The organism is Paenibacillus sp. MAEPY2, assembly GCF_000499205.1.
Lineage (GTDB): Bacteria > Bacillota > Bacilli > Paenibacillales > Paenibacillaceae > Paenibacillus > Paenibacillus vandeheii.
Map to the genome: position 1 here is coordinate 418,425 of NZ_AWUK01000010.1, position 13,965 is coordinate 432,389.

13 protein-coding genes are annotated in these 13,965 nt (G+C 48.4%); 3 read left to right on the plus strand and 10 right to left on the minus strand.

The genetic code is table 11. The annotated features are described in order from the left end of the window. Positions 1 to 44 precede the first annotated feature (44 nt). A complete protein-coding gene (locus P364_RS0109315) occupies positions 45 to 1,049 on the plus strand; it encodes a Gfo/Idh/MocA family protein (RefSeq protein WP_024629865.1) in 1,005 nt (334 codons plus the stop codon). 115 nt (positions 1,050 to 1,164) lie between these two features. Here P364_RS0109315 and P364_RS0109320 read toward each other — a convergent pair whose 3' ends face one another. Continuing rightward, entirely contained in the window at positions 1,165 to 1,467 is a 303-nt protein-coding gene (locus P364_RS0109320) for a winged helix-turn-helix transcriptional regulator (RefSeq protein WP_029880866.1), read from the minus strand. Between the two features lie 401 nt (positions 1,468 to 1,868). Between P364_RS0109320 and P364_RS0109325 the strand changes: the two genes are divergently transcribed. Then, positions 1,869 to 2,255 carry a DoxX family protein gene (locus tag P364_RS0109325; RefSeq protein WP_024629867.1) on the plus strand — a complete coding sequence of 129 codons (387 nt, stop codon included), beginning with the start codon at positions 1,869 to 1,871 and terminating at the stop codon, positions 2,253 to 2,255. A 119-nt stretch (positions 2,256 to 2,374) separates the two neighbouring features. Here P364_RS0109325 and P364_RS0109330 read toward each other — a convergent pair whose 3' ends face one another. The 5 genes from P364_RS0109330 to P364_RS0109350 form a co-directional block, all read right to left on the minus strand. Beyond that, a complete protein-coding gene (locus tag P364_RS0109330) occupies positions 2,375 to 3,211 on the minus strand; it encodes a DNA alkylation repair protein (protein WP_024629868.1) in 837 nt (278 codons plus the stop codon). A gap of 78 nt (positions 3,212 to 3,289) precedes the next feature. Further along, positions 3,290 to 3,985 (minus strand): Crp/Fnr family transcriptional regulator, encoded by a 696-nt coding sequence (locus P364_RS0109335; protein WP_024629869.1) that lies wholly within the window; start codon positions 3,983 to 3,985, stop codon positions 3,290 to 3,292. A 145-nt stretch (positions 3,986 to 4,130) separates the two neighbouring features. Next, on the minus strand, positions 4,131 to 4,649 hold the full coding sequence (locus P364_RS0109340; protein WP_024629870.1) for an AbrB/MazE/SpoVT family DNA-binding domain-containing protein: 519 nt from the start codon (positions 4,647 to 4,649) through the stop codon (positions 4,131 to 4,133). A 105-nt stretch (positions 4,650 to 4,754) separates the two neighbouring features. After that, positions 4,755 to 5,435, minus strand: coding sequence for a CidB/LrgB family autolysis modulator (locus P364_RS0109345; RefSeq protein ID WP_024629871.1), 681 nt, complete (start codon positions 5,433 to 5,435; stop codon positions 4,755 to 4,757). Beyond that, on the minus strand, positions 5,432 to 5,803 hold the full coding sequence (locus P364_RS0109350) for a CidA/LrgA family protein (RefSeq protein WP_024629872.1): 372 nt from the start codon (positions 5,801 to 5,803) through the stop codon (positions 5,432 to 5,434). The genes P364_RS0109345 and P364_RS0109350 overlap by 4 nt, the downstream gene beginning before the upstream one ends. A gap of 165 nt (positions 5,804 to 5,968) precedes the next feature. Here P364_RS0109350 and cidR point away from each other — a divergent pair, with 165 nt between their 5' ends. Then, complete coding sequence (gene cidR / locus P364_RS0109355) at positions 5,969 to 6,853, plus strand: cidABC operon transcriptional activator CidR (RefSeq protein ID WP_024629873.1); 885 nt, start codon at positions 5,969 to 5,971, stop codon at positions 6,851 to 6,853. Positions 6,854 to 7,003: 150 nt separating this feature from the next. Here the strand turns inward: cidR and gcvPB are convergent, their stop codons facing one another. The 4 genes from gcvPB to ebgA are packed head-to-tail and all read right to left on the minus strand — an operon-like array spanning position 7,004 to position 13,959. Next, on the minus strand, positions 7,004 to 8,581 hold the full coding sequence (gcvPB, locus tag P364_RS0109360; protein WP_024629874.1) for an aminomethyl-transferring glycine dehydrogenase subunit GcvPB: 1,578 nt from the start codon (positions 8,579 to 8,581) through the stop codon (positions 7,004 to 7,006). A 27-nt stretch (positions 8,582 to 8,608) separates the two neighbouring features. Continuing rightward, positions 8,609 to 10,009 (minus strand): aminomethyl-transferring glycine dehydrogenase subunit GcvPA, encoded by a 1,401-nt coding sequence (gcvPA, locus tag P364_RS0109365; RefSeq protein WP_024629875.1) that lies wholly within the window; start codon positions 10,007 to 10,009, stop codon positions 8,609 to 8,611. 49 nt (positions 10,010 to 10,058) lie between these two features. Next, positions 10,059 to 10,841: an SDR family NAD(P)-dependent oxidoreductase gene (locus tag P364_RS0109370; RefSeq protein ID WP_024629876.1), complete on the minus strand. Its 783-nt coding sequence runs from the start codon at positions 10,839 to 10,841 to the stop codon at positions 10,059 to 10,061. Next, the gene (gene ebgA / locus P364_RS0109375) at positions 10,834 to 13,959 is read right to left on the minus strand and encodes a beta-galactosidase subunit alpha (protein ID WP_029880867.1); all 3,126 of its coding nucleotides are present in this window, start codon (positions 13,957 to 13,959) and stop codon (positions 10,834 to 10,836) included. The genes P364_RS0109370 and ebgA overlap by 8 nt, the downstream gene beginning before the upstream one ends. Between the last annotated feature and the right edge of the window lie 6 nt (positions 13,960 to 13,965).

Here is a 13,965-nt window from a genome sequence, read left to right on the forward strand (position 1 = left end):
CGAATGGAACATGTAAGTGTGTAACAGGAGAGGGGATTACATCTATGACTTTACAGATCGGAATCATTGGAACAGGTTGGTTCAGCAAGGTACATGCGGATATTCTGGCACGAATGGAAGGCGTTCGTGTAGCAGCTGTTTGTGGAACAGCGCTGGAGAAGGCGGAGGCCATGGCTTCCGTCTATGATGCTGTTGGCTACGGTGAACTTGAACATATGCTTGATGGTGAGAAGCTGGATGCAGTCTATATCTGTGTTCCTCCGATGTCTCACGGAACGATTGAAACCGAATTGATTCGTCGGGGTATCCCGTTCCTGGTAGAGAAACCGCTGAGTACAGGCATGGATATTCCCCGTCAGGTGCTGGACCAGGTACAGAAGTCCGGATTGTTGACGTCTGTAGGTTATCATTTCCGTTATCAGGAGGCCGCACAGGTGCTGCAACAAGCGATGAAGGAGCAGACCGTCGGTATGGCGCTTGGGCGCTGGATGGGCGGAATGCCAGGAGTCGCCTGGTGGCGTCGTCAGGAAGGCTCCGGGGGACAGTTTGTGGAACAGACGACTCATATCGTGGATCTGCTGCGGTACTGTGCTGGCGAAGTAACAGAGGTATACGCAGTAACGGCCCAGCGCAGCATGCATGAGAAGCATGAACATGTCACGGTAGCTGATGTAGCGAATGTAACGCTTAAGCTGGAGAGTGGGGCCATCGCAAGCATTGCCAACACTTGCCTGCTGCCAGACGGTGAGGGCGGCGCAGGGCTCCAGTTCTACACGGATGCCGGAGTCTGGGATTGGACGCCTGAACGTCTTCTTCTGCCAAGTGCTGCCTCTCATGCGATGGCAGGTCTGGAGATTCCAGCAGGACATAACCCGTATGAGCGGGAAAATGAAGCGTTTATTCACGCCCTTCGTACCGGGGATCGCTCACGGATTTTGTCCGATTATGCAGATGCCTGTCGCACACAAGAGATTACAACGGCGGCATTGGTTTCGGCAGATTCGGGTTTGCCGGTACAGCTTCAGCGCTCCAAACATCTCTCTCATTAATCCTTGTATGACGTAACAAGAACTATAAATCCATGACAAAGACGCCTGAATCTGGACTGATCCGAAGATCAGTTCAATTCAGGCGTCTTTGTGTTGAGCATGAATCAGAATATAGCTACTTAGTAGACTGCTGCTGTTTCAACCAGTCGGAAGACCAGTTGTATATCTGATTAATGACAGGTTCAATGGCTCTGCCTTTGGGCGTCAATTCATACTCTACACGGGGTGGAATTTCAGGATACATATGCCGGGTTACGATACCTTCCATTTCCATTTCCTTCAGACGTTCGGACAACAAGCGACCGCTAATCGCCATTTCTGCTTCCAGCTCAGTGAATCGTTTGGGTCCAGATAACAGTTGGTACATGATAAGCAGCACCCACTTCTTACCAATGATATCCATGGCTTGAGTAATCATACAGGGACTTGGCGATTTTACTTTTCTCAGCTTCAACGTGTTCACCTCGATTCAAGTATTAAGGTTTTTTTCGTATATATAAAAGTGCGTGGCTTTCTGCCGCTCTGACCAAAGTAAGGGACAATGAAGTCAACCTGTTACTACAAATTGTACTGTAACATACCTTTTGTAATGTATTATACACTATTCGTCAAAAAATTACTTGAATAAATAATGTTATTATTATATACTTACTTCATAAAAGTAAGTTAATGATTATTAATATGCATAATATCAGCACATACTAATTTCGCAGTGCAAAACGGCTATTTTTAAAAATAGAGTTACGTTGTAACTTTTACATAGATTGCTTTTTATACAACAGATGGATATGGACATTCATTTTCAGGAGGATTATACATATGAACAAAGGTTTAAGAATTTTGGGGTATATTGCGTTGGTTGTGCTTGCAGGTGTGTTCGTAATGGCAGGGTTCAACAAGGTTAGTGGAGCAGAGATGATGATACAGACTTTCGAAGGGTTCTCCTATCCTACATGGACGATGTATCTCATTGGTGCAGTGGAGCTGCTCAGTGCGGTGGGTCTTTTGATTCCACGTACTCGTCTTCTGGCTTCAGGAGTACTGACGTTCATTCTGATTGGGGCTGTGGGAAGTCATCTGATTTATGGACAATATACGGCTGTTCCTTTCCCGGCGGTGTTATTGGTTGCTAACATTGTCGTTCTGATTATGGGCATGCGTAAACTGGAAGCAGAAGAATTGGATATGGATCTCGTGCAGGTCTAAGGGCAGAACTCTGTGGAGTGCAGATATTGAAAAAGATGACCATTGTGATGTAGCGATAGTCATCTTTTTTTCGTCTTTTAAGTTGCCGGGGGGTACCCTGTATAAGGATTGCTTAAAGATTAAAGGCTTCGTTGACCACGTGCGACGATCCGCAGTGTATGCTTAGTATCCGATTGCTGAATCCAGGTGTCACACACCTGACGAACCCACTCCGGGTTGGTTTTGCCAGCGTCATTCAGCCAGTTGCTGACAGAGTCCTGCACATATTTATTAGCATCGGATTTCACATGATCGAGCAGGGGGAGAGCCATGGCTGGATTTTCTTTTAACTGCTGAATATGCTTGGCCCACACACCGTGCGGTCTTGTTGATTCTATGGCAAACCGGCGGATCAGCGGGTCAGGATCTATCGTCCATTCCACCAGAAGCGCTACAGCGTCTAATAGCTCAGCAGTAATTGGCTCACGAACAGCCATCCAGGCGATCTCTCTTACACCAAAGTGATGATCTGCTGCGAAAGGTCTGATCCGATTCAACTTTTCATTCAGATTCAAGCGGGAATCCAATCCGATGATATAGGCTGCCCAGCAGCGTACACTATCTGATCTATGATCTGCAAGGAATCGGAAATGATGCATTCGCTCATTGTCTCCCAGGCGCTCCAGAAGTGCGAGCCAATGATTGGCGATAGCGGGGATGATTTTCATAATTCGCTGTTCATTCATCTGTGTTAACTGCTCCGTAATCTCGCGGGTTTCGGCATCCATTCGCAGTTCCTGGGCGACCTGCTGAAAAAGGAGAATGTGGTCCACAGCGAGCCATTCCGTCAGATTCACCGATTCGATATGTCCGGCTTGAAGCAGGCTGCGTATCTGATCCGGAATGTCAGCTGCTTTGCGGGCGCCTTTCCTCCGAAGTACGTCTTCTGATATATCCAGATCTATCTTTGCATCCATCATTGTACCTCTCCTTGTAGTATGTAGATTCATTGTCTACACGATACAGCATGCAGCAGAAACAAGATGTAATGCACCTTACAACTGACCGTTTAACCTGTTTGATACGAACATTTCATCGTGATGCAGGGATACTGACTTGAATCCAGTGCGAATCCGTCCGGTTCTCATAAGCACTTGCAAAGCAGCACTAACGGACTCTCGTGTGGCTCCAGCCATCCAGGCAATCTCCTGATGGGTGAGCGCGAGATTGATTCGACAATACTCTTCCTCTTCCAACCATCCGATCTGATTGGCCAGTCGAACGAGATTATGCATGATTTTGTCATGCAGGTTGCCGAGTGCCAGCTTCTGTGTCAACTCACTCATTCCCTTGATCCGCTCACTCAGCACTTTCATCAGATTCATCATAAACTGGGGATGTTCAATCAGAAACTGTTCAAAACGCTGCCTGTCCATCAGACAAATGTCGCATTCTTCCATGGTATCGATATAAACGGTACGTGTGCCGAGTGAAATGCCGTTCATTTCGCCAAACACATTCCCTTCTCCCAAAATATCAAATGTAAACTGTTTTCCCTCTTCATTTAACGTATACAGACGGACTCTTCCCTTTTTGACAAAATAGAAGCCTTCTGCAAATGTATCGGGTGTCTGGATGATTGTATTCTTCGGCATGGTTGTAATGGACGTCATGCTGTCCATTTCCGCTAGGTCTGCTTCTGACAGGCAGGACATGAGGTTAAATTGTGACAAATACCGGATTTTATCCATAGAACTCCTTTCCATTATTAACGTATAAATATAAAAAAAAGAAGAACCCACAGTGATCAAAGGGTTCTCTTGCAGTAGGACTTCCTTCGTTCGGAAGGTCTCCTGATTATAAATAATCAAAAAAGTCACTCTAAAGACGTTTTTCTTATAGCAATTTTTTTAATTGGGAGACGCGTCCTTGGCTGATGCCAAGCTTTTCCGCAATTTGCTGTTGAGCCAAACCGGGATTCTGTTCAACAATTTCCTTCATCTGTTGCAACATTCGTGCCGTTTTCGGCCGCAGGTCCGGGTACTCTTGGTTGGCAGCTGTAGCCCCTTCTTCCAATACGGGAGACGAGACTGTGACGGATTCAGTAGCAGGACGCTCCACGGGTGCAGGAGCCTGTTTGTTCTGAGGAACGAAAAATTCGGGAGTGTCATCCGGGTGTTTTAATTGAATTGCACAAGTCCGGCAGATGAATTGCTCTTTGAAATACATTTCCGTATCCACATCACCGCAAAAAATACACAACGTTGATTTGTACTTTCTCAAAATCAACTCTTTCCCTTCAATGAAAAACTCAAGCGGATCGCCGATATGGATTTCCATCGTATCCCGCATTTCTTTGGGAAGGACAATTCGTCCAAGGCGGTCCAGAGATCTCTTCATTCCGGTTCTTTTCATCGCATCTCCCCCGCAATATTCTCAATTAAAACCTGTCCTTATTGTAAGGAAGAAAGGGCTTTAATACAACAATAATATTTCAAATAAAAGGGATCTTTCCAGCTATTATGGGAAAATAAGTTTAGAAAGTATAGGTGCAACTGCTAAAGTGAACAACGCAGCCAGCACCATGGAGATGCTGGAGATCGTTCCCGTCAGCGAACTGAGCTCAAATGCCTTGGATGTGCCTGTTCCGTGGGCACCGGTTCCAAACAGCGTTCCACGTGCGATCTCGCCATCAATACGCAGCATTTTCACAATGGACGGCCCCATAATTGCCCCCAGCAGACCAGTCATGATGACAAAAACCGCTGTAATAGCCGGAATGCCGCCAATCGTAGCTGATACGTTCATCGCAATTGGAGTCGTAATCGATCTCGGGATCAGACTATGAATGAGTCCGGAATCCAGACGCAGCCATTTGGCGAGCAGGGCAGAAGAGAGGACCGCCACCACAGAGCCTGTCATAACACTGAAGACGATCTCGGAAATATGTTTTTTGAGTACATGGAAAAACGTATAAAGCGGTATGGCGAAAGCCACCGTAGCCGGTTGAAGCAGAAGACTTAGCCATTTGCCGCCACTGCTGTAGGCTGCATAATCCGTACCTGTTGCGAGCAGCACGCCAACGACAAGCAGCGGCGTAATCAGCAGCGGAGAGAGATAAACTTTGGGCAGGTTACGATACATGCGTTTGGCGACCCAATATATACCGACGGTTAACAAGAGACAGAGAAATCCAATCATCCGGTGTGACGCTCCTTTCGTTTGGCGATTCGGGTGGCAACAAGTCCCGTACAGGCCATGACCAAAAATGTGCTAAGCAGAACAATAAACAGAATTTGCAGTCCGTCTTGCTCCAACATGGGCATGTAGTTCATAATACCGACAGCTGAGGGGATAAAAAACAGCAGTAGCTCACCGAGCAGCCAGGCAGCTCCAATTTCAATCCAACGCAGCTTCACGACCCCGGTCTGAAGCAAAATGAACAGCACGACCATGCCAAGTATGGAACCGGGTATAGGTAGATGGAGAGCACGGGCCAACTGGTCCATGAGCAGTGAAAAGGCCATTAAGAGTGCAACTTGCAGAATGCCAAGGCCCCATTTCTTCACTTTAATCCCTCCTTGTATAATTAACGTGATGATTTTGAAATGTTTATGAAAATGAATGGAAACATTGTTTGATATCACAAATTTTACATCGCATTCTTTCATGAGTAAAATGCATATTAAGAATGTTTACCATTCCATTTATCTATGAAGGATGGGGATCAGACGATGGATATCCGCCATTTGCAATATTTTCTCGAAGTTGCCCGGCAGCAAAGCTTCACCAAAGCAGCCGAAGTGTTGTTCATTACACAACCGACGATTAGCAAAACGGTCAAAAGTCTTGAAGATGAATTGGGCGTAACTCTGTTGGATCGTTATGGCAAGAAGGTTGCGCTGACAGATGCGGGACATGTCTTTTTCCGGCAGGCGCTGGAGATTGAAAAATCATTTCGCAGTCTGTCGTCCGAGCTGGACGATCTGATGAATCTGAAGAAGGGACATCTTCGAATTGGTCTGCCACCGATGGTTGGGTCCAGCTTTTTTCCGATGATTATTGGTGAATTCCATAAAGCTTACCCTCAGGTAACCATTCAGCTATTCGAGGATGGTGCCAAAAAAGTGGAGGCTGATGTCATCAGCGGTGCACTGGATATTGGTGTTGCTGTACTGCCAACAGTGGATGAACTGGTGGATCATTTTGTTTTTGTGAAAGAGAAGCTGAATCTGCTCGTACACCCTTCGCACCCGCTTGCGGGTAAAGAGTCAGTCGCTCTCCGCGAACTGGAGCATGATGCGTTTGTGCTGTTTCGGGAAGATTTTGCACTGCATGACCGGATTATTGCAGCCTGTCAGCATGTGGGATTTCAACCCCGGGTAGTGTATGAGAGCTCGCAGTGGGATCTGCTCAGTGCGATGGTAGCGGCCAATTTGGGTGTGGCGTTGCTGCCAGAGACAATCTGCCGTGAGGTGGATCATATGCGTGTACGGATTATACCCGTGATGGAGCCCGTAATTCCGTGGCAGCTCGGCATGATCTGGCGGAGGGATCGATACTTATCCTTTGCAACCCGCGAGTGGATCAGTTTTACACAGTCCATGCTGAGTGAATAAGAATTCCGAGCTTAACTCCAACTTAAAGCTATGGAATCTATATTAAAAAGACCCTCAACATGTGTTGAGGGTCTTTTTTCTGTCTATTTATAGAACTGGTAATATTAATGCTCCTCTATATGAACACTAAAGTAGGGTGCTGCGTACATGCTAATGTTGTTCCTGAAGTTCGGGTTGTGTTTTCTTCAAATATGCACGCCAAGTAATACACCACTGCTTCGGATCGTCCAAAGATGATTCATCATTGCGGTGCACGGTGCTGCTGTGCGGAGCCGATTTGACGATATCTGGCTGTGTGTAGGCTTCATTCGAGATATGCTCCAGCGCATGGATATATTCGTCGAGATCTTCCTTGGAATAGGATTCGGTTGGCTCCAGTGTGAATGGCTGTGGAACAATATATGGGTGATGGGAGGTCCAGTAATGCAGGCCGAAGTCGCACATTCTCCGCGTAATATCCTCCGTCGTCACTCCAGTCTCATCGGTTAGCTGCTTCCAGCTGTAGCGGACCTGCTCTAAACGGCGTCCTTGAACATACGGGGCACTCGCTCCGCGTATTTGAACAATTTTATGATATAAATAGTTGTTGTTCAGCACCGCAACCTGGGCGACATCCTTCAGACCATCTGGTCCGAGACTCATAATCCAGGCGTAGGAGCGGAGTACGGTTTGGGCTACACCGTGAAAACTGCGCACCTTACCAATGCTTACTTCAGTTTGATCTTTCAAGATATACCGTCCGCCCACTTCCTTATCCACCAATGGCCCAGGCATGAAACTCTTCAGGGCGTCTGTCACCCCGAGAGCGCCCGTTGCAGGACCACCACACATATGGGGCGCCGCAAAGGTTTTGTGGAGATTGAAGAAGCACATATCAAAACCTGCTTCCTTCGCTCGTGTTATCCCGAGCAGGCCATTGGCGTTAGCCTGATCATAGTAGCAAACACCACCAGCTGCGTGCACCACATCTGTAAACTCGCGGATACGATGGTTATAGATGCCTGTGTCCTCTGGATTAGCAACGACGAATCCGGCTGTCCGTTCGGAGACAACGTTCTTCAGCTTCTCAAGGTCCGGGAATCCATCTTCGTCTGGATGTAACGTAATAATCTTATATCCCTTGACGGCAGCTGTAGCGGCCTGGGAAGGGTGAGAGAAGATGGTTGTAATGATCTCATCACGCTGCTCCCCTTCACCACGCGAATCATGATAGGCGCGGACGATGGAGGCCATAGCGAGAAGTGCCTGGGTTCCGCTGCTCGGCTGAAAGGAGAATGCATCCATACCAGAAATCTCTCGCATTGCCAGGTCGAGATTATGGAATATTTCGAGCATGCCCTGAACAGAATCCACATTCTGTAGCGGATGAAGCTCAGTCATGCGTGGATTGCGGATAAGCATTTCGTTAATCCGGGGAATATATTTCATGGTGCAGGTTCCCTGGCCAATTTCCACGTTCATATCCGATCCCAGTGTTTCCTGGGATAATCTCAGATAATGCCGCAGTACCTTGGCCTGACCGATTTCTGGCAAAGCCGGCGTATTGCGCCGCCACATGGACGCCGGTATGCTGTCTTCCGCGCTACCTGCTTCAGCGGCTACAGCTGCTTCCGTCCCCGGCGGGATGACGCCCCGCTCTCCTGGTCGGTGAAGTTCAAAGATAACGGGCTCATCCCATTTCGCTTGGTGAAACTTACGAACCTTATGGTCTCTGCGAATCCGTTTCATGGCGTTCAGTCCTCCTCTATATGATCACTATGATGTGCTGACAATGGAACGAAGAGCATCGACAAGTCGGTCCAAATCCGACTGGGTGTGCGTTTCCGTGACGCAGTAGAGTGCACATTGACCCCACGCAGGGTAGGATGAAGATAAATCCTTGCCTCCAAAAATCCCTGTCTCCATTAATCTCTGGTTGATCTCGTCAACGGTTAGACCTGTATCATTAAAATCAACAACAAACTCTTTGAAAAAGGTGCCGTTTTCGAAGCGAAGAGACACACTTGGAATTCGTGATATCTGTTTCGCAGCGTAATGCGATTTCTGGATAATAGTGCTGCCAACCTCCTGCATTCCAACGGGACCGAGGAGGGCTAGATATACACCTGCCGTAATACCCCATAAAGCGGTCTGAGTTCCTACCGATTCTTTGCCTTTCTCCCGAAGAGCGAATGAGGTACGTTCATAGGCAACATCCCCGAAGCCATATTCGCCTTCCACCTCGGTTGGCACGATGCCAAATAGTCGCGAAGGGTATTCCATTACGTATTTTTCCTCATCACGTGTTGCGATAAAGCCAGCCTGCCCACCGCCAAAGTTCATATGCATACCCAGCGGCTGCAAATCTCCGCAAATGATATCCGCTCCGTAACGGCTTGGTGGCTCCAGAACTCCGAGTGATATGGGATCAACACCTACAATAGAAACCGCATTTATTTTATGAGCAAGATCAGATATTTCAGCTCCCTGATCCTCAATGATTCCAAGGTAACCGGGATTTTCAAAATATATCGCTGCCGTATCGTCACTTAATTTGCTTCGCAGATCATTCAGATCCATTCGTCCTGTCACCTGATCGATGTCAACATACTGGATATCCATGACCGGAGTGCAGTAATTCCGAATAATTGCTGCCTTATCAGGATCTACAGAACGAGGGAGCAGCACGATTTTGCGCCCTGTAATACGTCCCGCCATGCGGATTGCAGTGGAAGCCGCCTGAGCCCAGTCGAAGGTTGGAACGTTTACGACATCCATATCCACGAGTTCGGCAAGCAGGCTCTGATATTCGAACAGGGCCTGGAACCGACCATGGTCCTCGTAAGGTTCTCCAGCATAGGCTGTCACGAATTCAGAACGCTGATTGATCTCGTCGCATACAGCCGGGATGAAATGCTGCCAGCATCCTGCACCCAGAAAATTAAGATAATCTCCACCATGCTTGTTCTTCGCTAGCAGTCCATCAATATGTCGGCGCAGTTCATACTCGTTCATGGCTGGCGGAAGATCCATCTTCCGCTGCAGCTTCAGGCTGTCAGGAATCGCGTCATGGAGCTGCTCCATAGACGTGAGACCTATTTCTTTCAGCATCGCGTCCCGGACCTCCGGAACGGTATTTGGAATATAGGGATGGGCATATGTTTTGTTGTGAGCCACAATTAACGCCTCCGTTCATATGTTGAGAAAATATTCTTACTTATCCGCCCTAAGCAATTCCGCCTCCGTCAACAACGAGCACACTACCCGTTACCCATGAGGACAAGTCACTCGCCAGGAATAATACGGCATTCGCGATATCACGCGGTGTACCTAGACGCTCCAGTGGTCTGCCTCCTGCAGAGGCAACCAGAAATGCGGACTCATCTTGCTGCAGCTGCTTCGCTTCGTCACGCAGGAGCGGTGTATCCGTATCACCTGGTGATACACAGTTGACTCGAATGTTCGCCGCACCATGGTCGATAGCCATGGCGCGCGTCAAATTGACAACGCCTGCCTTTGCCGCGCAATAAGCTGCTGCGCGGTCTCCACCTTTCAGTCCCCAACCTGAGCCTGTGTTAATGATGCTGCCTCCGCCGCTATGCTCCATAATGGGAATTACATATTTAGAGAGGAGAAAGACACCTTTGAGCGAGACATCCAGTACAAGATCCCAGTCTCTTTCATCCAATTCGGTAACCGTTTTGCGGCGGATGACCCCAGCGTTATTGAACAAGATGTGAATCCCTCCAAGAGCTGATGCAATCTCTGAAGCTGTGCGTTCGCAGTCTGCGGCAGAGGTCACGTTGCAGCAGTAAAAGCTGGCCTGACCTCCCTGTTCACGGATACTGACGACTGCCTCGTTACCCGCAGCCTCATTGATATCAATCAAGGCAACATGTACCCCGAAGCTCGCCAGAAGCTCAGCGGTGGCCAGCCCAATGCCTGATGCTCCGCCAGTAACGACGGCTACCTTGCCAGATAAATTCAAAACGTCCTGTGTATTAAGCATGTTGATCTTCCTCCATTTCATATTGCTTCGCTTCTGTACTCATTCGGTGGCTAAGCCGTTCAGGAGAGCTATCCTCTGCCATATAAGCCTGAAGCAAGATACGGAACCGGAACGCTTCTGGCTTAACTGTATTTTCAGGGGACTGTGCTGGACCACAGCTGTTGCTTCCCAGTCCATTCTGTTTGTAATCCAGGTTCAGTGTGATGAAATCACGAGGTGCCAAATCACTCTTATGCTGCGCCTTCTCCAGATCACTGTCGGTGTAACGTCTGGCGCTGAAATCAAGCGTTGGCGCTCCTGCCGCCAGCAGACCGATTCCTGCTCCATCGACTATCGACATCCACCTTACATCTGTCCGATTTCCGTTCTCTTGAGGATAGATATACGATGTGAACAACCCATCTACACTGCTCTGATATACGCCGAAGCGTCCGGCCTCCCGGCTATCCGAATAGCTCTCACCCGGTCCACGGCCATACCATTTCACCCGGTCTATATCACAGGGAACTTCCATTTGAAGACCGATTTTCGGGAGCATAGCGGGTGGTGTCCCTTCCGGCATTCCCCTCACATCTATAATAATTAGTCCACTTGCAGTAACTGTATAGGACGTTTCACAGCGGAAGCCCCAATCGTAGACAGGGGGTGCTATGCGTGAAGTCCAAGTCATACGCACAGACGTTTCATCCAATCGATCCCAGCGGAAATCGTCTATCCGCTCGGTCAGTCGATCGAGGTGTGCCTTGCGCCAATCTGGGAGCACATACATATCGTTATCAATCGGAGCGCGCCAGAAATTCAGTTGTGGTCCATGTTGAATGAGCTCCTTTCCGTTCAGGCAAAGGGACGTAAACCCTGCACGTAGACGATTAAAAGAAATGCGGAAACTGTCATTCGCAAGAACTAGCTGGCGTCCTTCTTCGGTGACTGACAATTTCTGCTCTACAAGCAGTTGCGATGGGGAAGAGACAGCCGAGCTTGAATGACTTGGCAGTGCAAACTGTGCCCAGGCTACCTCATGCCCTTGCACCGCCCAAGCACAGTCAGCTGCCAGCGTGAAGCCGACATTCAGCCACATCTCTGTAGCCGGAGCGAGAAGGGCCGACTGCTGATCTATCAAATTTGGAATGAACAAGTCTGTGCTATCACCTGGTCCTACCTGCGGGAGTAGGAGTACACCGCTGTTAACCGTTCGTCCATCAGCCGTGACACTGTAGTGTACCTGCAGATGATCCAATGTCACGAAATCATACCGATTCGTTACGCGAATCTTTCCTGCGTCTATCATTTCTACCTTCACAGGCTCGATAATTTTCTTATATTCAATGAGCCCCGGAGAGGGGGTGCGGTCTGGACGAACCAGCCCATCAATAACAAAATTACTGTTATTCGGTACATCACCGTAATCGCCGCCGTAAGCATAATCAGCCTTGCCATCGATTGTTGTTCTGCTAAGCCCATGGTCGATCCATTCCCAGACAAATCCGCCTTGAAGGCGCCGATAAGCATCAAAGGTGTCAAAATACGTCTGTAACCCTCCAGGTCCATTGCCCATCGCATGAGCAAATTCACATAGAATATGCGGCTTCGGATGATCGGTTAGCTGACCGAAGCCTTCCATTTTCTCCACAGAAGAATACATCGTGCTCACCACATCACATACTTCCGCTTCACGGTCTTCTTCATAATGGATAAGTCGTGTGGAATCATTCGTTTTGCACCACTCAGACATCGCTCGGAAATTGCAGCCGAAGCCCGATTCATTGCCAAGCGACCAGAAAATCACAGAAGGGTGATTTTTGTCGCGCTCCACCATACGGCGAATGCGGTCCACATAGGCATCCTTCCACGCAGGATCATCACTAAGACGTGATATATTACCGAGTGGCTCGAAGCCGTGCGTTTCCAGGTCCGTCTCTTCCATAACGTATAGCCCATACTCATCACATAGATCATAGAACCGCGGGTCATTCGGATAATGTGCCGTCCGCACCGCATTGATATTGTGCTGCTTCATCATTTGGATATCTTCGCGCATGGTGGATACCGTAACGGTTCGTCCCGTATCTGGATGATGATCATGTCGGTTCACACCTTTGAGAAGGATCGCTACGCCATTCACCAAGAACTGTCCATCCCTGACCTCCACACGGCGGAACCCGACACGTTGGGCAACAGTTTCTATCACCTGATTGTTCGAATCGACTAATGAAATGATCAGATGATATAAATAAGGAGATTCGGCATTCCATAAGGAAGGCTTTGCCACCGGCAGATTGAACTCGACGCTTAAAGGATGGTTTAGATTCTTCTCAGCAGACAGGATCTGCGCTCCAACTTTATCCAGCAGTTGCAACTGTATCTTGCCCTGAACTTCTTCTCCATCAAGGTCTAAGCGAACGGACAGTACCGCATTCGTAAACTCGGTATCTAGCTCGGTTATAATTCGATAATCTGTAATGCGTAACGCTGAAGGCTCGGAGACCAGATAGACATCGCGGAAAATGCCACTCATCCACCACATATCCTGGTCCTCCAAATAACTACCGTCGGACCACTGGTAAACCCGGACTGCCAATCGGTTAACTCCTGCCTGCAGATGAGGGGTCAGATCAAATTCTGATGTCAGACGGCTGCCTTGGCTGTACCCGACAAACGAACCATTCAGCCATACATGAAATGCGCTATCTACACCGTCGAACTTAAGTGAAACAACTCTTCCGTCCCAATGGTCTGGCAGCGTGAATTCCCTTACGTAGCTACCCGTTGGATTATCATTAGGTACATGAGGAGGATCGACTGGGAATGGGTAGTACAGGTCCGTGTAATGCGGATTTCCGTAGCCTTGCAACTGCCAGTGGCCAGGGACAGGGATATCATCCCAACCTGAGGTGTCGTATTCATTTTGATGAAAATCCGGGGGTGCCAGCTCTGGCCCCTCAGAAAATTGGAATTTCCAAATGCCATTCAACGATTTGAACCACGGAGAGCTTCCTCTGTCATAGCTCAGAGCACTTTCTGCATTAGAATGAGGAATAAAATAGGAGCGACTCTTCGCACGGTTTCTCTCCAGAACGCTGAGGTTATCCCAGTCGCGCTCAATGTTTATAACATTCATGATCGT